Source organism: Vreelandella neptunia (assembly GCF_022489065.1).
Classification (GTDB): Bacteria; Pseudomonadota; Gammaproteobacteria; order Pseudomonadales; family Halomonadaceae; genus Vreelandella; species Vreelandella neptunia_A.
This window is the reverse complement of sequence record NZ_JAKVTW010000012.1, coordinates 17,232-38,155: the sequence shown is the minus strand read 5'-3', so window position 1 is coordinate 38,155 and position 20,924 is coordinate 17,232. Positions and strand designations below refer to the sequence as shown.

At 53.4% G+C, this 20,924-nt stretch carries 17 protein-coding genes; 10 read left to right on the top strand and 7 right to left on the bottom strand.

The window, feature by feature from the left end; genetic code table 11:
* Positions 1-5 precede the first annotated feature (5 nt).
* Positions 6-1,772: an ABC transporter transmembrane domain-containing protein gene (locus tag MLE19_RS15055; RefSeq protein WP_240719046.1), complete on the bottom strand. Its 1,767-nt coding sequence runs from the start codon at positions 1,770-1,772 to the stop codon at positions 6-8.
* Positions 1,773-2,174: 402 nt separating this feature from the next.
* Between MLE19_RS15055 and MLE19_RS15050 the strand changes: the two genes are divergently transcribed.
* From MLE19_RS15050 to MLE19_RS15030, 5 genes are read left to right on the top strand one after another with little or no spacing between them, the layout of a single operon-like run.
* Entirely contained in the window at positions 2,175-2,663 is a 489-nt protein-coding gene (locus MLE19_RS15050; RefSeq protein ID WP_240718952.1) for a GspH/FimT family pseudopilin, read from the top strand.
* A 19-nt stretch (positions 2,664-2,682) separates the two neighbouring features.
* On the top strand, positions 2,683-3,090 hold the full coding sequence (gene pilV, locus MLE19_RS15045) for a type IV pilus modification protein PilV (RefSeq protein ID WP_240718951.1): 408 nt from the start codon (positions 2,683-2,685) through the stop codon (positions 3,088-3,090).
* Positions 3,087-4,106 carry a PilW family protein gene (locus MLE19_RS15040; protein ID WP_240718950.1) on the top strand — a complete coding sequence of 340 codons (1,020 nt, stop codon included), beginning with the start codon at positions 3,087-3,089 and terminating at the stop codon, positions 4,104-4,106. Before pilV ends, MLE19_RS15040 begins: the two co-directional genes overlap by 4 nt.
* Before the next feature lies 1 nt (position 4,107).
* Positions 4,108-4,554 (top strand): pilus assembly PilX family protein, encoded by a 447-nt coding sequence (locus MLE19_RS15035; protein WP_240718949.1) that lies wholly within the window; start codon positions 4,108-4,110, stop codon positions 4,552-4,554.
* Positions 4,551-7,982 carry a pilus assembly protein gene (locus MLE19_RS15030; RefSeq protein WP_240718948.1) on the top strand — a complete coding sequence of 1,144 codons (3,432 nt, stop codon included), beginning with the start codon at positions 4,551-4,553 and terminating at the stop codon, positions 7,980-7,982. The genes MLE19_RS15035 and MLE19_RS15030 overlap by 4 nt, the downstream gene beginning before the upstream one ends.
* Before the next feature lie 101 nt (positions 7,983-8,083).
* Here the strand turns inward: MLE19_RS15030 and MLE19_RS15025 are convergent, their stop codons facing one another.
* The 3 genes from MLE19_RS15025 to MLE19_RS15015 all read right to left on the bottom strand — a co-directional run bounded on the left by MLE19_RS15025 (position 8,084) and on the right by MLE19_RS15015 (position 12,246).
* The gene (locus MLE19_RS15025) at positions 8,084-9,526 is read right to left on the bottom strand and encodes an NAD(P)(+) transhydrogenase (Re/Si-specific) subunit beta (RefSeq protein WP_240718947.1); all 1,443 of its coding nucleotides are present in this window, start codon (positions 9,524-9,526) and stop codon (positions 8,084-8,086) included.
* Between the two features lie 16 nt (positions 9,527-9,542).
* Positions 9,543-11,114, bottom strand: a complete 1,572-nt coding sequence (locus MLE19_RS15020) for a Re/Si-specific NAD(P)(+) transhydrogenase subunit alpha (RefSeq protein ID WP_240718946.1) — start codon at positions 11,112-11,114, stop codon at positions 9,543-9,545.
* Between the two features lie 199 nt (positions 11,115-11,313).
* Complete coding sequence (locus MLE19_RS15015) at positions 11,314-12,246, bottom strand: LysR family transcriptional regulator (protein ID WP_240718945.1); 933 nt, start codon at positions 12,244-12,246, stop codon at positions 11,314-11,316.
* A gap of 154 nt (positions 12,247-12,400) precedes the next feature.
* On the opposite strand from MLE19_RS15015, the gene speB reads away from it, so the two are divergent.
* A complete protein-coding gene (speB, locus tag MLE19_RS15010; RefSeq protein WP_240719045.1) occupies positions 12,401-13,303 on the top strand; it encodes an agmatinase in 903 nt (300 codons plus the stop codon).
* 88 nt (positions 13,304-13,391) lie between these two features.
* On the opposite strand, the gene MLE19_RS15005 is transcribed toward speB, so the two are convergent.
* The gene (locus tag MLE19_RS15005; protein WP_240718944.1) at positions 13,392-14,075 is read right to left on the bottom strand and encodes a LuxR C-terminal-related transcriptional regulator; all 684 of its coding nucleotides are present in this window, start codon (positions 14,073-14,075) and stop codon (positions 13,392-13,394) included.
* A 209-nt stretch (positions 14,076-14,284) separates the two neighbouring features.
* On the bottom strand, positions 14,285-14,842 hold the full coding sequence (locus tag MLE19_RS15000; RefSeq protein WP_240718943.1) for a response regulator: 558 nt from the start codon (positions 14,840-14,842) through the stop codon (positions 14,285-14,287).
* A gap of 304 nt (positions 14,843-15,146) precedes the next feature.
* Between MLE19_RS15000 and MLE19_RS14995 the strand changes: the two genes are divergently transcribed.
* From MLE19_RS14995 to MLE19_RS14985, 3 genes are read left to right on the top strand one after another with little or no spacing between them, the layout of a single operon-like run.
* Positions 15,147-16,982, top strand: coding sequence for a putative bifunctional diguanylate cyclase/phosphodiesterase (locus tag MLE19_RS14995; protein WP_240718942.1), 1,836 nt, complete (start codon positions 15,147-15,149; stop codon positions 16,980-16,982).
* Positions 16,983-17,939: a sensor domain-containing diguanylate cyclase gene (locus tag MLE19_RS14990; RefSeq protein WP_240718941.1), complete on the top strand. Its 957-nt coding sequence runs from the start codon at positions 16,983-16,985 to the stop codon at positions 17,937-17,939.
* Between the two features lie 54 nt (positions 17,940-17,993).
* Positions 17,994-18,155: a metal ABC transporter solute-binding protein, Zn/Mn family gene (locus MLE19_RS14985; protein WP_276322468.1), complete on the top strand. Its 162-nt coding sequence runs from the start codon at positions 17,994-17,996 to the stop codon at positions 18,153-18,155.
* Positions 18,156-18,225: 70 nt separating this feature from the next.
* On the opposite strand, the gene MLE19_RS14980 is transcribed toward MLE19_RS14985, so the two are convergent.
* A complete protein-coding gene (locus MLE19_RS14980) occupies positions 18,226-18,882 on the bottom strand; it encodes a hypothetical protein (RefSeq protein WP_240718940.1) in 657 nt (218 codons plus the stop codon).
* Between the two features lie 576 nt (positions 18,883-19,458).
* On the opposite strand from MLE19_RS14980, the gene MLE19_RS14975 reads away from it, so the two are divergent.
* Entirely contained in the window at positions 19,459-20,922 is a 1,464-nt protein-coding gene (locus tag MLE19_RS14975) for an SrfA family protein (protein ID WP_240718939.1), read from the top strand.
* The last annotated feature ends 2 nt before the right edge of the window (positions 20,923-20,924 follow it).

Genomic DNA, 20,924 nt, shown 5'->3' with positions numbered 1-20,924 from the left:
TCGTTTTATAACGTGTCACCGCCAAACTGCAACGCCGCCAAATGACGATAGAGCGCGCTGGTGGAGATTAATTCGTCGTGGGTGCCCGCTGCGATTAACTTTCCACCATCCAGCACCAGTAAACGATCAGCGGCGATGACAGTCGCCAACCGATGGGCAATCACGATGCTGGTGCGCCCGACCATCAGCCGGTCTAGCGCCTGTTGCACCAGCCGCTCGCTCTCCGCATCCAGCGCGCTCGTCGCTTCGTCTAACAGCAGCACGGCGGGATTTTTAAGCAGCGCCCGAGCGATAGCGAGCCGCTGACGCTGGCCACCGGAAAGCTGTACCCCACCGGGGCCAAGCGGCGTGTCAAAGCCTTGGGGCAGCGCGTCGATAAAGTCGAGAGCGCTGGCATCCTGGGCGGCAATGCGCAGCCTTTCGATACTCGCCTCATGATCGCCATAGCGCAGATTCTCGGCCACCGAGCCGCTAAACAGCACCGGCTCTTGCGCCACCAACCCCATGGCGCCGCGCAAGACAGCAAGGTCTAAGGTGCGGACATCGTTACCATCAAGCGTGATACGCCCCTGACTGGGATCATAAAAGCGCAGTAACAGCGCCAAGAGGGTGCTCTTCCCCGCGCCTGATGGCCCAACGATGGCCACCCGCTCCCCTGGTTGAATGTGCAGATCAAACCCTTCTAACGCCGGCGTTTCCCGACCTGGGTAGGTAAATGAGATGTTCTCCAGGGTAATTTCGCCGCGCGATGGCAGGGGTAGGTCGTGCGCACTCACTGGCGACTGGATAACGGGCTGTGTATCGAGCAGCTCCAATAAGCGCTCCGCCGCCCCTGCCGCACGCTGCACATCCCCCGCGACTTCGCCCAGAGTGGCAATAGCCCCTGCCGCCAGCACGGCGTAGAAAATAAATGCTGAGAGCTCGCCCGCACTCATGGTGCCTGCCAATACAGCTTGGCCGCCCTGCCATAGCATTAAGCCAACCGCCGTAAACACGACCAGCATGGCAATACCGGTGAGCCAGGCGCGCTGCTGAGTGCGCTCGACGGCGCTGCCAAAGGCCTGTTCAACCCGCTGGCCATAGTGAGCTTTATCTACCGCTTCATGGGTAAATGCCTGGAGTGTTTTTATACCGCTGAGCGCCTCTTCAGCATAGCGGCCTAGCTCTGCTACGCGATCCTGGCTGGTCCGCGAAAGCCGCCGCACCCGTCGGCCATACCACACAATGGGCAGCAGCGTGGCAGGGATACCAATCAACACCATCGCCGACAGCCACGGTTGGGTGACCAGCATTAGCACTACAGCCCCAACCAGCATGACCAGATTGCGCAGTGCCAGTGATACCGAGGAGCCAAACAGGCTCTGCAGCACGCTGGTGTCCGCCGTCAGCCGTGAGGCGATTTCTCCCGCAGCACGGCCGTCGCTGGCACTCTCAAAAAAGCTGGGCTCTAAGGTGAGTAAATGATCGAACACCCGCTGGCGTAGGTCGGCGGCCAAACGCTCACCAATCCAGGTGACCTGGTAGTAACGCAAGGCGGAGGCCAGCGCCAGCACCGTTACTACCGCTAGCATCAAACTGAGCGATTGAACTAAAGCCTGCTCATCCGATGCCAAAAAACCGCGATCAATCACCAACCTCAGTCCATTACCCAGCAACAGTACGCTGCCCGACGCCATCAGCAGCGCTAAACCTGCTAACGCTAAGCGCATTCGGTAGGGACTTAGCAGGCCCAGTAAGCGCAGCAACACACGAGGGTTAGCGCGTTGATTCATCGTCATAAGTGCTCAACAGCATAAGGAAGCCATCGACCATAGCAGGAGTAATGACATGCAGCCAACGATGATGGCAGCGCAGAGCCAGGGCGCGCTGCTGAACGCTCACTGCGTCTTTGCTTTGCCAAGCAAATAGTTGAAGTCAAGAGACCTTGGCACCGCGTTAAGGGCATATCGGTCTAGCCCATTTAAGCTAAAATTCTGGTCATTAACGCTTACATCGGGTTGCTCTATTTTAATAGCAGTTTAACCCTGCACTTTTCCCTGCGGCATTGGCAGCACGCCTTCCATGAATTAGAAAAATAAATAACCTTCTAATGGAATTGGCCGATAATTAATAAAGCTGCCTACGATGTATCTGCAGCTCAGCTATCTTGAATCGTATTATTAGAGTAGTCCTTCATGCGCACGGCGAGACACCCCGCACTAGGTTTTACACTGTTAGAGTTACTCGTGACGCTTGCGATATTTGCTACGCTAGCGACTATTGCCATTCCTAATTTTTCACGCATTGTTCAAGAGAATCGCTTGGTCACGACTGCCAATGAGTACAAAGTAGCAATGAGCTATGCCCGTAGTGAAGCGGTAAGGCGCAACCAGTCCGTTAGCGTGCGGCCAATTAATGCAGCCTCTTGGAACGCTGGATGGGAAGCCGTTATTAGTGACGACACCATTAGTAACGACGATATTTTACGTATATGGTCACAACCTCACCAAATTGCCGTGATCAATGCGCCTGAACACTTTACCTTCAATAGCCAAGGTCGTTTGGTGTCTTCCTCCTTCAGCCCATTTAAAGTCTCTTTCACGTTAGGCGCCGCTGGGCGCTGTGTGCGCATAGAAAACAGCGGTATTTCTCGAGTTCTTGACAGCCGACAAGCCTGTTCTTAATGGATTATCGAGAAACGTTATGAAAAAGTTACAGAAAGGCGTATCGCTATTGGAGTCACTGATTGCCATGCTAGTGCTCTCCATTGGCTTACTGGGTGTGCTCGGATTACAAACCAAGTCGCTCGTGCATAACCGATCGGCCTATTTCGAAACCCAGGCCAGCAATATGGCCCAAGATATGCTGGATCGTGTTCGCGCCAACCATGCGCAAGCGTCTGCCTATGGATTAGCGGTGGGCGGTAGCGCAACCGGCAGTGGACTACCCTCCAACGACCAAACGGAATGGGTAGCCGATTTAGCCAACGCACTCCCTGACGGCGAAGGTGGTATTACCATCGCAAATAGTCAGGTGAGTGTTACCGTCCGCTGGAAAGATATTTCCGAAACCAACGATATTAGGCAAATTCAATTGGTATCGGAGCTATGAAAAAACAGCAGTCAGGTTTTACGCTGGTAGAGCTGATGGTGGCCATGGCGATTGGGCTTTCGGTAGTTGCCGGTGCAACACAATTGCTTATTTCATCGCAACAAAGCTATCGCTTTCAAACTGCGCTGGCGAATATGCAGGATAACGGACGTTTCGCGCTCGATACATTAACCCGAGAACTGCGTCAAACCGCCTATTACGGGGCCTGTGCGCCGTCGCAAACCACGGTTCACCTGCACACCACGGCTGACTCAGGAACCCCTTCGCCAGCGTTAAAAGCATGGCGCGATATCGACAGTAGCGCGTTAGCGAGCACACTTTTAAATCCTGTGGCTGATCAAGACAGCCTGATGTTTCGGGGTGCCCCCTTCGCACGTACCGGTTTTGTCAGCGAATCGTTGCAAATTGACAGCGTCGATAACTCTCAGCAGCTCACCTTGAATCGCAGCCTTGATAATCTGTTTAGCAATCAGTTGGTGCTGCTACAGGGCCTGCAAAGCTGCGATATTTTTTACAATACGTCAGGTGTCGCTACCTCACTACAAAAAGACCCCACGGCGGGTTGGCAAAGCAATTTAGCAGGCAGTGTTAGCCCTTGGGGGAAGGTCAGTGGCTTGAGCTACAGCGCTGGACAAACCGTGTCGCTTAGCGCGCTTAACAGCGCCTTCTACTATATCGGCCAAGACCCAGACAACGACAACGCCCCTTCGCTGATGCGGTTAGACCTCAGCCAAACAACGCCGCGCAATGAAGTGCTCGCCAGCCATGTCGCCGCGATGCGGGCGACGTTTCTGGTTGAACAGGCGTATTTAGCGGCAGATCAGATAAGTGATGCGGAGTGGGCAGAGGTAAGCGCGCTGCGCATTAGCTTAATCGTGCAGAGTGATCAAGCTAACGTGCGCCCTGAACCCACCACGATCTCCGCTGGGAATTTTCGCGGCGATAACGTCTTTAACGCCGACCCAGGCCGCCTTTATCAAGCCTTTACCACCACGATTGCCTTGAGGAATCGTTAACATGCATGGCCCAAGCCTTTCGTCCCAGCAGGGTATGGCGCTCGCTATCAGCCTTATTTTTCTCGCAATTATCACGCTACTTAGCCTTTCTTCCATGCAAGATGCGATTATGCAAAACCGAATGGCGGCGAACCAACGTGACAATATTGTTGCCTTACAGGCAGCTGAGGCAGCGCTGCACGATGCGGAGAATCAGTTAGCTAGCGGCGGCTCCGTTACCCATAATTGGACAACCCATAACGTCAACATCGACCAATTGAGCCGCAGTCCCCGCTATCGCATTCAGCAGCTAACCCGTCTGGGCTCCCGCTCAACCAATAGTGGCAACGAGTTGCTTGAAACCCTCTATCGCATTGAGGCGCAAGGGTTCGGCACAGCCGAAGAGACCAGCGTTACGCTCGAAAGCCTTTATGTTCGCGAACAGTCGGTAGAGGTTCCCTTACCATGACGCATTCTCGTTTCACGTTGCTACTACTGTTCGCTGCGTTATCACTTGGCCCGATGGTGAGTCCGGCATTTGGGGCTGGCTCCATTCCGCCTAACCCACCTCCAGCAGACCCATCACCCACCGATCCATCACCAACAGATCCACCACCCACGGAGCCGGAACCAGAGCCTGAACCTGAACCTGAACCGCCAATCAGTGGTGGAGAAGATGACGGGGAGGAACAAGACTACGAGATACCCAATGATCAAACCGGTCTTTCGCCTGCGCCACTGAACGTGGTGAGCCGGGTGCCGCCCAACGTGCTGTTGATATTGGATAACTCAGAAAGCGGGCAGGAAGGGTTAGATGGCCGCGTGGCGTTGGGCAATAATCAACAAGACCGTGAGAACCTTCAAGCCTGCCAACCAGACACGTTCAATGCTGCACAATGTCCGGCGGGAGCGCGTTCGCCATTAAGCAAATCCAGTATTATGAAAAGTGTGGGACGTGATCTCATTGAGCGTTATCGCGGGGATTTAAACCTTGGTCTGATGGCGTATCAGCAGAACCCAGCGTCACTAACACGCGATAGTGCTTTTAGTGAAAGAACGGTCGTCTGGCGTCTTACGGAGCGTGCGCTTGAACCACGTTACTCTACGAGTGCCAATCCACGTTGGTACGACCCTGAGTTTGAAGGTGCTTGGAATGCAAGTACCAAACGTTTTCGCGCCCGTTTACCAGGGCTAGGCATATACGCCTTTTTTAACGTGGGCGTTCCTGGCTACATGTTTGAAGAAAGCTTCAATACGGGACTACCTCGCAACGATGTAACTGAATATTGGCGTCGCATATCAATGCCTACCGCTTCTTCAGACCAGGTTTCGGAACGTTATAGAAGCCTGACGAACGGCTTCTCAAGCTCTCCTGCTATTGGCGACGGCATTTCATATCGTTTGCCAGTTAATTCTAGTTACTCGCTCCCGTTAGTTGATAGCCTTCGTCAACGCGGAATTTCTAACTGGGGGGCGCATACAGCTTCATTACAACTTAATCAGTGGGAATGGCGTACAACCTCATCACCGGGCTTAGGCTATTTACACGTGCCGATTGGCGGCCTTAATCAAGATGGTTCCGTCAATGATGCGCATTGGACCGCTATAGAAACCAAGCTAGGAACACAGCGTCACGAGTGGAACGGCAATGGAAACCCAATGACCGACCCTGCTTGGCCTCTATTAGCCACTGGCCTGACGCCTATTGAAGGCACGATGTATACCGCACGGGATTATTTTCTCAACAATACCGGTAGCGGCAGTAGCTTTCGCAATAATCAAGGGCAACGCTCAGGGATCGCTATTCCTAATATCAATAACCCTGATGCTGAGCAGTGCTTGGTCAACGCCAACATTTGGCTAACCGATGGTCTGCCGTCAGTTGATCGTAACGGTAATTCGTTGGGCAATAACGTTAGCGGCGCACTCGCCAGTGCTGAAAGTGCCATTAAACGACTTTACGATGACACCAACGCGCAGTTGCCTAACCCGGTGCGCACCTATGTCGTCGGTTTCAACTTGCCGCCAGATATCGCCAACCTGCCCAATGTATCAGATGACCCACTGGGCGATCTTGCCAGCGCCGGAGGAACCGAGCGCGCCTACTTTGCCAATGATGAGGCATCGCTCAATCAAGTCATGCAGCAAGTGCTGGGCAGTATCATTGCCGCGTCGCAGTCCAATACCTCAGCGGCGGTTAACAGCAACGAGCGTGGTTTTGAAAGTGGCAACCTTCTTTATACCGCAGGCTTTAGAAGCGAAGACTGGTCAGGCCGCCTGACCGCCTCCCTGATACAGCCCGACGGCACCCGTGAAGAGCTGTGGGACGCTGAAGATCAGCTCCTTGGCCAACGAGGCAACCGCCGTTTGCTAACCTCTCAGCGGCAAGATGATGGCTCGCGCACCGGCGCACTATTGAGCACAGGCAGCAGCGGCTTATCTAGCGCCGAGATCAGTTGGTTGCAGGGCATTAATGTCCCTGGGCTTAGGGCGCGCCAGTCGCTGTTGGGTGACATTATCAACGCTGATCCAGTGGTATTGCAGGGCACTGAAAATCGCGTTTCGCTGCTGTTATCGGCTGCCAACGACGGCATGCTGCACGGTTTTGATGCCGTGACTGGTCGTGAACTGTTTGCCTACCTGCCGGCAGAATTGACTCAAGGTGACACGCCAACGTTGCAACCACTCACCAGGGAAAACTACAGCCACCGCTATTTTATGGATGGCACCCCTGCGGTACGAGAGGTGAATATTCCAGGCGGCCCCACGGCCGTTGCGGTGGGCACCATGGGAGCAGGCGGACGTACCGTGTTTGCGCTAGATGTTAGCAACCCGACCAATATGGGAGCCGCTAACGTGATGTGGGAATACCGTCACCCAGAACTGGGCAGCGGCGTTAGCGAGCCGACGATTACCCAGCTCACCGATGGCACTTGGGTGGCAATCTTTGGCAATGGTTACAACAGCGCTAGCTATCAGGCATCACTGTTTGTTGTTCGCCTTACAGATGGCAAGCTTCTTAACCGGTTTGAAACTACCGTAGGCAGCGCTGACGCACCCAATGGTTTGGCCACACCGACAGTCACTTCATGGCCTAGCTACGCAGGTGCCCGCTTTGCCTACGCAGGGGATTTAGCGGGCAACGTGTGGCGCTTTTCGTTGACCGGTAGCGGCAGCGTGAACCACTTCTATGCAGGCAGCGCCAGCCAGCCGATTACATCGGCACCTGCGGTCACGCTAAGCAGTGACTCACTGGATACACTGATGGTGACCGTCGGTACCGGCAGCTATTTCCGCAATAGCGACATTGGCGACAGTACGCCTCAACAGTTAATCGGCCTTCGGGACCAAGTGACCAGGAGCACCACGCTTACCCAAAGCAACCTTTTGGAACAGCGCATTACGGGAAATTCAATGCGTGATGGTTTGAATTTACGCGCCAGCACCAATAACCCCCTTTTGAGCAATCAACAAGGCTGGCGATTAGTGCTTCCTGCGGGCGAGCGAGTCATCGCTGCGCCGTCCATTTCCAGCAGCGTACCCAGACGGGTTCGTTTTTCAACGCTGTTGCCCGATGAATCTGATCCCTGTGGTGGCGGACGCACCGGGTTCTTTATGTCGCTACTGGCCGATACCGGTGGAAGCGGAGGTTTCACCACCTTCGATGTTGATGGAGATGGCGCGTCTGATAGCGACGCGCAAATTAACGGTGACGCCATCACTGGACTGCAAACCGGCACCGGTGAGCGTTTAGTCGGCGTTGCTATCGGCGATACCGAGCAGCTGTTTCTGGGTAATCCTGACGCCATGCCTATCAGTGTTGGCGTTGGCTTTAGCAGCGATCATTTAGGCCGCCGCTCTTGGCGTCAGCTAACCGGCGAGGAAAATGATACCTAGCGCCAGGTTTAGCTAAAAAAATGGGGCGAAGCGCTTAGCGCCTCGCCCCTTTGAGTTACTTGTTTTAGTAGTTACTTACTTAAGTTTGAGCGTTAGTAACACTATTCGACCAACGGCAGCAGCGTATTCAAGCTATCACGGGCATCGCCATAGAACATGCGCGTATTCTCTTTAAAGAACAGCGGGTTCTCGATACCGGAGTAGCCGGTGCCCTGACCACGTTTGCAAACAAACACCTGCTTGGCTTCCCATACCTTCAACACCGGCATGCCAGCGATGGGGCTATTGGGGTCTTCCTCGGCCGCTGGGTTCACGATGTCGTTGGAGCCAATCACGATCACCACATCGGTGGTCGGGAAATCGTCGTTGATTTCATCCATCTCTAGCACGATGTCGTAAGGCACCTTGGCTTCTGCCAGCAGTACGTTCATATGCCCTGGCAGGCGCCCCGCTACCGGGTGAATACCAAAGCGCACGGTTTTCCCCGCCGCGCGCAGCTTGCGCACTAAGTCGCTCACCGCTGTTTGCGCCTGGGCCACGGCCATGCCGTAGCCGGGTACGATGATGACGCTGTCGGCGTCGTTCAAGGCACTCGCTACGCCACCGGCGTCAATCGCCACCTGCTCGCCTTCGATCTCCGCCGCGGGCCCAGCGCTTCCGCCAAAGCCGCCTAAAATGACGTTGATGAAGTTGCGGTTCATCGCCTTACACATAATGTAAGAGAGAATCGCCCCGGATGAACCCACCAGCGCGCCGGTCACAATCAGCAAGTCGTTTGAGAGTGTGAAGCCGATGGCCGCCGCCGCCCAGCCGGAGTAGCTGTTGAGCATCGAGACTACTACGGGCATATCCGCCCCGCCAATGCCCATGATCAGGTGGTAGCCGATAAAGAACGCCAGCGCTGCGAGCACTAACAGTGTCCAGAAGCCCGCACCATTCAAGTAGAGAATCGCCAGCAGCAGTGACAGCACCGCGGCACCAGCGTTAAGCATATGCCCGCCGGGCAACTGCCGAGGCTTGCCGTCAACTTTACCCGCCAGCTTGCCAAAGGCGACCACCGAGCCGGTAAAGGTGACTGCACCGATAAAGATACCCAGCACCACCTCAACCTGCAGGAACATCAGCTCATCGGGCGCTTTGGTGGCGACCAGCGCGGCAAAGGCGGAGAACTGATCCAGCGATGCCTCGGCGGCGCGCGCGGCCATTACTCTGCGGCGCTCTAAGTCTGCGCTCCAGGCCACAAATACGGCTGCTAAACCGACAAAACTATGCAGCGCTGCGACTAGCTGGGGCATTTCGGTCATTTCGACCTTGCCTGCCACGTAGGCGCCAATACCCGCGCCAATCAGCATCATCGGGATCAGCCACCAGTAGCCGCCAATACCAGGGCCGAGAGCAGTGAAGAACACCGCTACCGCCATACCCACGATGCCGTACCACACGGCCCGCTTGGCTTTCTCCTGGTTACTCAAACCGCCCAATGACAGAATGAACAGTACGCTCGCCGCGATTGCCGCGGCAGATACGAATCCTTGACCTAACATATCGTCTCTCCGCCGCTTAGGATTTTTGGAACATGGCCAGCATCCGGCGTGTCACCAGGAAGCCACCCACGATATTGATTGACGCGATAAGCACCGAGATCGCCGCCAGCACGCTCACTACTGCGCTACCGGAGCCAATCTGCAGAATCGCCCCCAAAATAATGATGCCCGAAACCGCATTGGTCACCGCCATCAACGGTGTATGCAGCGAGTGGCTCACTTTCCAAATCACCTGGAAGCCGATAAAGCAGGCCAGTACAAAGACAATGAAGTGCTGCATAAAGGACGCTGGCGCCACTTGGCCCAGCAGCAGCATAAGTACGCCACCAACAGCCAATAGGCTCACCTGGCGCTTGGTTTGCGCTTTAAAGCTGGCAAGCTCAGTGGCCTTCTTCTCTTCCGGCGTGGGCGCTTTCTCTTTCTTCTTCGGCTTAGCGGCCGCAATTGCTTTTACTTTGGGCGGTGGCGGCGGAAAGGTTATTTCGCCCTGATGGGTCACTGTAGCGCCACGAATCACGTCGTCTTCCATATTGTGATTGATCACGCCCTCTTTGTCGGGCGTCAGGTCAGTCAACATATGACGGATATTGGTGGCGTAGAGCAGCGATGACTGCGTTGCCATGCGCGAAGGGAAATCGGTGTAGCCAATTACGATCACACCGTTATCCGATACCACTCGCTCGTCAGGTTTAGTTAGATCGCAGTTGCCGCCCTTCTCGGCGGCCAAGTCAATAATCACCGAACCGGGCTTCATGGCCGCGACCATGTCTTCCAGCCACAGCTTGGGGGCGGGCTTGCCGGGAATCAGTGCGGTAGTAATCACGATATCCACGTCCGGCGCCTGCTCACGGAAGCACTCCAGCTGCTTTTCGCGGAACTCCGGGCTTGAAGGCGAGGCGTAGCCACCGCTTTCGGAACCGTCCTGGCTATCTTCGAAATCGAGGAACAGGAACTCGGCGCCCATAGACTCGATCTGCTCAGAGACCTCGGGGCGTACGTCAAAGGCGCGCACCACAGCACCCAGACTGGTGGCGGTACCAATCGCCGCCAAACCCGCCACACCGGCACCAATCACCAGCACTTTGGCGGGAGGCACTTTACCTGCCGCCGTTACCTGGCCGGTAAAGAAGCGGCCAAAATTGTTGCCCGCTTCAATGACCGCGCGGTAACCAGCGATATTGGCCATCGAGGAGAGCGCATCCATCTTCTGCGCCCGCGAGATACGCGGCACCATATCCATGGCAATCACGGTGGCGCCCTGGGCCTTGCACTTCTCAAGCAGCGCTTCGTTTTGTGCTGGCCAGAAGAAGGCGATCAAGGTTTGCCCTTCCCGCAGCCGCCCGGCCTCCTCCTCAGAGGGCTCGCGGACTTTAATGACCACCTCAGCGTCGTGCCAAAGCGCATCGGCACCGTCCACGACGGTAACGCCCGCATCGCGATAAGTGTCGTCATTAAAGCCCGCGGCCAAGCCAGCACCGGTTTCTACCAAGCACTCGTGGCCTAACTTTTGAATCTGTTTGGCGCTCTCAGGGGTCAGCGCGACGCGCGCTTCCCCCCGGGCACTCTCCTTCGGTGCACCTATTTTCACTCGCGTTCTCCTTTTATTTATCTTTCTAGCTCGCCATTACCAAGCCTTAGCGCGGCACTGCTAACGACGTCATACATAACACCTATTAGCAGTCTAGGATCTTACGGTGTGCCTGCCAGATACTATTCAACCTTTGATTCAACTGGGTTGTATAACGACAACATGCGCTCCTTTATGTAGCGTCATCGCTCTTGATCGCTTATCCCTTGCGCTGGCTAAAGCCTTTGGCAAACTCAGTTAGTACCCCATAGAGCCACGCGTTGGCTGGCTCATTGGCATATAGGCCATGCTGAATCAGCGTCATTTTCAGCGCAGGCAGCTCTTTTGGCGGTTCCACCAAGCGCACCGGCAACATGGTCACAAAGCGCTCAGCCATTTGGCGTGGCAGGGTCATGATCGCTTCCGTCAGCGCCACTACGCGGGCTGCGGCAATATAGTTAAGGTTTTTTGAGATCACTCGCCGGGTTAAGCCGTGCTGAACTAAACAACTGTCGATGTTGCTAGGCAGTAGGCCGCTGATATCGGCCAGCTCCACATGGGGCTCTCTAGCAAACTGCGCAAGATCCAGCGCATCTCCCACGCGCTCATTATGGCTAGCCACCAAGCAGACTAACCCCTCATTCATCCACGGAGTCTGAACAACCCCGCTGGGTAGCGCACTCTGGCTATCCAGCCCTACCACCATATCCACGTGGCGTTGCTCCAGCCCTTCACTTAAAACGTCGGGCGTAATCAGCTCGATTGAAAAACTAATGCCCGGTGCGTAGGCCAGCAGTTGGCTAAGAAAAGGGGGGTACATCACCTCTTCAAAATAGTCGGTGGTGGCCAACGTAAAGCGGCGTGTGCTGTTGGCAGGTGAAAACATCGGCGGTGGCGCCAGCCCCTCTCGAAGCAGTGCCAGCGCCTGCTGTACCACAGGTTGCAGCGCCAGAGCACGGGGCGTTGGCTGCATACCATTTTCGGTGCGAATGAACAGTGGGTCATCCAGTGACTCACGCAAGCGCTTGAGCGCATGGCTCAATGCTGGCTGGCTTAAAAAAAGCCTTTCTGCCGCTCGGGTAACGTGGCGTTCGCGCATCAGCGCCTCAAAAACCAACAGCAGATTTAGATCGAAATGGCGTAGCGAGCGCATGAATCACCATCATTCACAAAAAGAATGATTAAATTCTAAACATTCATTTAATTTATCACCAATTATTCCTTATCGTCTGCACCATTCGCACCAGACAGCGATTAACCAGCACGCAAGGAGACATACGACGGTGACCCACCCACTAACTCAGACCATGCCTAGCCTTTATGGCGATATGATTTCTACTTTTATGGGTGTAGAAAAAGCAACGGATCCTAAGACGACCGATGCCGAGGTTGTAGTGAGTGGCGTTCCCTTTGATCTGGCGTGTTCTGGCCGTGCGGGCACTCGTATGGGGCCGAATGCGATTCGCCAAAGCACTGCCAATTTAATCTGGGAAGGTAAGCGCTGGCCCTGGGACTTTGCGTTGGACGAGCGCCTCAAGGTGTGCGATGCAGGCAACGTTGATTACGCTTACGGCGAGCCAGAAAGCCTAGTCGATAACCTAGAAAATCACGCTCAACGTTGGCTAAGCGCAGGCAAAAAAATGCTCACGCTGGGGGGCGATCATTACATCAGCCTGCCACTGCTGCGCGCCCACGCACGCCAACACGGCCCGCTGGCGCTGATCCATTTTGACGCCCACACCGACACCTACGAGCAGGGCACGCGCTTTGACCACGGCACCATTTTTCACCACGCCCTGAAAGAGGGATTGGTGGTGCCGGAACACTCGCTGCAAATTGGTATTCGCACCAGCTATGACCGCCACAACCACCCTTATGAAGTGCTGGATGCGGATTGGGTCAACGACCACGGTGCAGCCGCTGTACTGGAGCGTATTCGTGCCAAAGTGGGTCATCATCCTGCTTACGTCAGCCTGGACATCGACGGACTAGACCCTGCCTACGCCCCCGGCACCGGCACCCCGGTCTGCGGTGGCATGTCTACCGACCTAATGCTGAAAGTCATTCGCGGCATGGTGGGCATGGAATTAGTCGGCATGGACGTGGTGGAAGTTAATCCTGCCTACGATCATGGCGACATTACGTCGCTCGCTGCTGCGACGCTGGGGCTGGAGTTTTTATATACGCTGGCGGCGACTAAACGGGTTTGATGGCTATAAAGAATGAAATCACGCCAGGATTAATAAAAGCAGGAAGTGGAAAAGTTTTAGCGTGGTTTCGCCTAGTAAGCCGTAAGCCTCAACGAGGCCCATCAGTGTCTTGAGGCGTCACCAATAAACCCAGCCGTATAGCTTCATGGACTAAGCCTGCCGTGTGCCTGACGCCAAGTCGGCGCATGATATCGGCGCGGTGGGTCTCGATGGTTTTGATGCTGACATTGAGCTTGTCTGCGATGGCCTTGCTTCGCAAACCTCTTGCTACGAGTGTTAATACTTCGCTTTGCCTTAGGGTAAGGGGGTTTTCATGGATAATGGCAGCCCCCACCACCGAAGCAGCATCAACGAACTGCTCAGGTTCCATGGCAGTGAGCACGAAACGCTCCCCTTGTGCAGCTTTACGTATGGCCATTTCCAATTCGTTAACATCTGAATTTTTGTGCAGAAACCCGTAGGCTCCTGCTTCAAAAAGGCGACGAATAAAACTATCACTAGAGTAGGTAGAGAGAACGACCACACGAATACCGGGACAAATATCGGTAAGCTGACCTAACGACTCTAACCGGCCTAACGAGATAACCGCTGCGTCAATAATCGCCACATCAACGTCGAAACGGGCAGCCTCTGTCATGAGCTGTTGCTCAGAATCCATTTCAGCAACCACCGACATGTTGTCGAAGGTTTCGATAAGGGCACTGATCGCGGAGCGCACTAAACGATGCTCATCGGCTAGTAATATCCGGATGGTATCTTCTGAACGTTTCATGGAAATAGGGCACGGACCTTGAAAAGGTAAAACCTGACGTAAAACCCCTTCGCTAGCGCGGGTTCAATCACTATCATTGGACTATTGGGTGTGGCTCCATTCCTAGACTTAAACGCCAGATTGAAACCAACAATAGAAACTCGGTGGAGCCTGCTCAATAACGCACGGTAACTTACTGACCGCAAAATCAGTATAAGTAAAAACCCTGATCATTGTTCTTGTCGCAGTATCCCCAAACGTAGTGCTTTGCCGATGATTTCGTCAATTGAATAAAGATCTTGAGCAGCATTAAAAGGCATACTGCCGCTTGTAGGTAGCTCATCTACTGCCAACGCTACAGACAACCGCTTGAGTATCGTAGGACATAAAAATATCTTACCTTTAACGGCAGCATGCAGCGCTACTTCAAGCTCGCTAACGCCTGCCTCTCTCAACAAAAAACCGTTCGCCCCGACCTGCAGCGCACGTTTTACTTCAGCAAGGCTTGGATTAACCGACAGAATGACCACCCGCGTTTTACCACCACTTTTGCACAACTGCTTGGCTGCCTCAAAGCCTGCTTGACTGGGAGGCTGCGCATCAATCAACACCACATCAACTGGTAAGTACTGAGTCACCTCAGCTAACGCATGAGGGCTACAGAGGCTTGCCACCACCTCAATGTCTTTAAACCCTTCAATGACACGGCAAAGCCCTTCACGAATGAAACCGCTTTCATTAATGATGACGACTCTAATAGATGGCTCAGAATTGCCTTGTGGATTCATGCACGCACCTCCACCCATGACTAGCTGTGTCGTGGCGCGCCCTGCCACCCGGAACACTCCCTGTTACTTCCAATTACTTACCAATACTTGATTTTACGACGCGCTTACTCACTACCGCTAGTCTATTCAGACTTATTTAACGATGACCAATGCGCCTTCAGCCTACATAAAAACCCTTAGGTATGTTTGAAAAACACCCGTAAGAATGATTAAATCAAACGATAAACTCGTTTACAGCTTTAGTGTGAACGCTACCGGCTCCTTGCCCTTATGCTCGGTTTTTCAGTAGGCAGGCTCTATGGACATGGATGATACTCACGAACACTTCATCCGTCTAAAAGATGAGGATGCACGACTAACTGAACTGCGTTCGCTCGACATACTAGACACCCTTCAAGAAGAGCACTTTGACCGTTATACGCGCTTAGTATCTCAGGTCTTTAATGCATCGATCGCCGTCATATCGCTAATTGATGAAAATCGACAGTGGTTTAAATCGTCGGTAGGGATTGAGGCTCGCGAGATGCCGCATGAGCTCTCCTTTTGTGTACACGCTCTTGAGCATGGCTATCTTGAAGTATCGGATACGCTAGAGAGCGATTTTTTCCGTCAACACAAAGCGGTGACCTCATCACCCTGTATTCGTTTCTACGCAGGCGTTGTATTGCACGGACCTAACGGGCACGCCATTGGCACTTTGTGTATTAGCGACACCCAGCCGCGGGCGTTAAATGAAGTGGAGCGCTCCTGGCTAATCGCTTTTGGCAATATCGTGGAAGAGCAGATTCACCTGAGGTCACAGCTCTTCAATGTCCGCCATCAAGCCAATCGCATCAATCAGCGCGATGTCCGAACGGGCCTACCTGACGAAACGCTGTTTGGGGAAACTCTCAAGAATTTAATTCAACTTGCGCAAACAGAGTCATACCACTTGGTGGTTCTGCACTTACGTATGAATAACCTTGACGAAATCAGCCGCTTGTATGGACGCGAAAATCGCAACGCCATCCTGAAATGTCTGACTGATCGTCTAACTTCTCCTGATATAGGTATCCTGGCCGTCGGCAATATGGATATTGACCGCTTCGGTGCCGTGGTCTCAATTTATTCGTTGCGTGATCTCTTCGGCGTGATTAAACCCATCATCAATAAGCTCAACGCTGCCATTGACCTGAATGGCCACACCATACGTCCCAACATCGATGTGGGCATTAGCGTCTCGCCCGAAGACGGCATTAGCCCGGAAGATTTGCTAGAAAGAGCGCGGGCAGCCCTCAAAGGGCCCAAGACTTACGAAAACATTCATATTTTCACTCATCGCACCGAAGAGAGTGCGTTACGTCGACATAAGATTGAGCAGCGCCTGGAGTCAGCGCTGAGAGGCAGAAAGTTACGGCAGCACTATCAGCCGCTGGTGCTTGCCGACAGCAGCGGTGTGATGGGGTTTGAAGCGTTAGCTCGCTGGCAGGACAAGTCATTAGGCACCGTTAGCCCCGGCGAATTTGTGCCGATTGCTGAAAAAAACGCTCGGTTGTCCCGGTTACTGACGGACTGGTCGTTAGGGTGCGTTTGTGAAAAAGCCCATCATTGGCCCATCAAGCCCAGCGATCCCCCGTTAAAGCTAAGTATTAACATTCCTGCCAACCAGTTTTACCAGCGCAACTTTGTCGGGCATATCCTTCAAACGCTTGAAGAGCACGATTTAGCACCGCAACGCCTGACCCTTGAGCTTACCGAAGAGAGCTTGCTAACAGATATCGACAGCGCTGTTCTCACCATGCGCAAATTGCGAGAGAGCGGTATTTCCCTGGCGCTGGATGATTTCGGTACAGGCTACTCCTCCTTGAGCTACCTTAAACGCCTGCCTGTCGACGTACTCAAAATAGATAAAAGTTTTATTGACGACCTTCCCCATGACGCAAAAGCAGTCAATCTAGTCAGCGGTATTGTTCGCATTGCCCATGGCTTGGGGTTAGAGGTGGTTGCTGAGGGCGTAGAGTACGCAGCACAGCAAAAATTATTGCACGAAATTGGTTGCGATATACTACAGGGCTACTTGTTCAGTCGACCCGTTGATGCGGAAAGTGCATTAACTTTTCTAACTACATGGCCTGCGGGCCCCCACCCGGCAGCCATATAAATGGCTTCGAGGCACTCCATTCTATTTCCCAGTCCCTCAGCCTCTCAGGTGTTTGCCAAACACTTAACCCAGGATGAGTGGCTGGCTTATACACGCACGCTACAAAAATTACATAAAGTAGGACGCCTAGGCTATTGGCAGATGTCGCTAGCGACGGGCGATGTATATTGGTCTGAAGTGGTTTACGAGTTTTTGGATGTCGACCCTCGTTACTTCGCCCCCAGTCACGAAGCATTTATGACCATGGTTCATCCCCTGGATCAAGACAAAGTAGCTCAATCGCGCCAAGAAATGCTTAAGATTGGTTTTACTGACATCAAATATCGCATTATTCAGCCTAACGGCTGCATTCGATGGCTCCACGAAATTGCCGATAACACATCACCGGATGACCCCAATATCCTTCTCGGCACCCTGCATGACATCACCGCACACAAAGCGTTAGAGGAAAAATTACGCAAGCAGGCGATTACCGATGACCTAACGGGGGTATTTAACCGGCGCTACTTCATGAAGCGACTTCGCCAGGCCTTTTCCCACTTCCGTCGCAGTGAGAAGAACGTCGCAGTACTTCTCTTTGATGTCGATTACTTTAAAACCGTCAATGATACCTACGGCCATGCAATAGGGGATCAGGTACTGCAGCAGGTCTGCCGCCTATTCAAAGAGCGCTTTAGAGAGACCGATATTATAGGCCGCTTGGGTGGTGAAGAGTTTGCCGTATTGCTATTCGAAGTATCATCAGAAGATGCGGTGGCTATTGCGGATGGTATTAGGCAAGCACTGGCAGACCACCCGTTTACGACCGAAGCGGGTGGCACTTTCCATATTTCCATCACCTGCGGCGTCTCCAGTTTCGCTGCGGATGACCCAACAGAAGACTGCATTCTTCACCGCGCAGATAAATCTCTTTATTTAGGCAAACGCCAAGGCCGAGATCAGGTTGTATACCGCTAAAGCGCGACCTTTGCGCTCAACAGTGCTAATGACCATGATCACAGTCATGCTTGGCTGGATCCTGCCAATACACGCCATGGGCTTGACGCCATCGCCAAGCAGCTAAGTGAGATCGCCCCTGATAACGCAGCGTACTACCGCGAAAACGCCGCCCAGAGAAAAGAATATTTAACCATCTTTCTAGAGCATCTCCAGGCTCGTTTGTCGTGGGTCTGACGTTGAATACTGGCCTCTACGATGCGCTGCTGGAGCAGTTGGCCAATGAGATTACCCGCTGCACTGACGCCTAAACAGCTTTTGTCTTAAACAGCTTTCCAAGTTGATAAAGGTCGTGCATATACCTATCAAACGTCGAAATAAGCAGTGACGTAAAGATAAAGGCATAAATCAGCAGCATCACTGCCCAGGGATCGTTTAGCCAAGCCAGCCAAGCAATCGAGACTGGATAGCTAATCGTATAGACACTCATGGCAGCTAGTAGCTGAACCAGGAAACAGTTCAAAATAACCAACGTAATCAACGCTGCGCGCATATTGATACGCGGCAGCGTTGTTTTCAAAAACGGCAAGTGTTGCACTTTTATATGGCTCATATTCGAAATGCGTTTATTCACTCCGCTCTCGCCGTTAAAACGCAATTGCGCTTTACGACGTAGCAAGGGAATCGCATAGCAGCCCTCCTCCTCTTCCGCAAACGCTGCCAACGCGATATCCCGATTGAAGTCAGCGCCTAAAGTGCTAGTGGCAGCTCGGTCAAAATCGGCCCGCCCTTGGGTTTGCGTGGCGATTTTGGCTTGCTCCGAAAGCGCTTTTAAGTGGCTTTTATCGGCATTCGACAGCTTTTTATCATTGCCAATGTTTATATTGTAATGAATCTCATACACTTGATAAAAAGCTATGGTCACACCCACGAAAATCATCAAAAAGACAAGATATATCAACATACTAAACGACACCCCTTAAACAACGTCATGACATAAAGCAGCTTAATTAGCCTGCAAACAAAGTTGATGACTATGCCTGCATGCCTTTCATCTGTACAGGCTCATATCACCCGAGGCCAAGCTGGATAGTTTCCATGGCTAAGCCTCCCGTGTGTCTGACGCCTAGGCTGCGGATGATATCGACACGATGGTCTCGCTGATTTTGATACTTCACTTGTTCGTATGGTCAGGTGATCGATTTTAATCTAGGTAAATACTATGTCCGCGATCAGGTGATTAGTGAAGGGAAATAGGGAGTTAACCAAGAGAAATGCCAGCTTTCAGGTGGTAAAAATACCCATACAAAAAAACACTTTATTTTTAATATCCTAACTTAGCTTTTTTTACTAAATTAACCTTGCTAAGATAGTTAGAAAACTAATCATACCAATTAAAATTCGCTAGGGAACGCTGGACTTGTACTCAATCCAATTCGCGTGCAACGCACGCCCTGCCCTTGCTTTATCGAACCCGCTGTTTTGACACTGACTCACCTGAGCCAGTTAACGAATGGTTCTATCGAAGTAAGGTTTAGATATGACATCTCTTTTATTGCATAGCGGGAAGACCGAGCAGTACCGCGCCCTAGGCGAAACGGGTCAGCCGGTCTATTACTCAGCACTCCAATTACGCAAAGCCATTGCTCGTCGATTAAAAGGACGGGAGCGCCATCTCGCTATTCCACAGCGTGATCAGCAAGGCGAGGGGGTGGACTGGTATAGCGGTATAGAGGGTGATGTAGTGCCCTGGAGAAGCGCTACAGAAGGCGAACGAGAAGATGCCCGCATCCAGTTAGCGGCCTTTCAAAAAGAGATTCAAGCCGTTGAAATACCAGATGAAAGCCAAGGCGGTGATCATGAAGTATTTGCGCGCTTGCTCAAGTGGGTATGCCATTTCCCAGATGAAAACTTCGTCTATCTAGTGGATGGCACCCCTGTGCTAACGTTCTGGGGGTTTACGCACCCAGAAATCGATCGACATGCCAACCCGCTGCAGTGTCTTTATCCTCAGGCTGAGCCCGAGCTGGCATCAGCTACCCCACCAATCACTCCCGTCCCAGCGTCACTCGGCGCGGCAGCACCAGTCGCCAAACCGGTTGTTGCTGAAGAGCCAACGCGCCCCTGGTGGCGTCGACTATGGTGGTTGCTACCGTTAGCACTACTTCTACTGCTGCTTTTACTTTTTGGCTTTAGAGCCTGCTCCACATCCACGACAGCGCCTGGCACCGGGATAAATCTACCCTCAGGCGACGCCACTGCTTTCTCCTCCGCTAAGCCGGAATGGCAAGGATGGGACGTTTGGCCCTTTAAGGGGCAGACCAGCGGCATTGCTGTGCCCAGAGGGTCAGTGGAACTGAATGGCGGCTTCGGTCTGCCGACGATCGGTAGCGGAGCTGGAGCGCTCGACTGGGCTCTACCCGACACCGATATCGGGCTAACGAATGCGGCTACTGAGACAGGGTTGCCTGATGCTGACACCTCCTTGGCGCCCACTGAAACGCCTCTCCCCAATGGTGAGCCACCTGTTACTCCCGAGCTATCGCCAGGCGAACTGCCCGCGGCACCAGCAGAACTGAGCGGAGACAGCCCCGAAGCAATCACACCACCCGAGCTCGGCACAATGCCAGAGCCACTAAGTCTGCCCGCCAACCCACCAGACGGTGCTGCAGCGTTTCTCAATGGAGATTGGCGCGGCGCTGGCGTAATGGATAGCCAGAGCGGCCGGCCCCTGCAGGTGAGATACGCCTTTGACGAAGGTGAAGGCCAGATGCAAATCCGCCGCGGCGGCCCTGATGGCATGAACTGTACCGGCCCCGTAGCCGCCACCATGCAAGACGGTGAACTGCACGTTGAGGCTAAAGAACGCGCTCGCTGCGAAGACGGTAGCAATTATGAGATGCCGAGGGTGGAGTGCCGTCAAGCCGAAGGCGAAATAGCGGACTGTGCAGCCAGCTATGACGACGAGTCTTTCCCCATGCAGCTGCAGAATGCCAGCGAATAGGA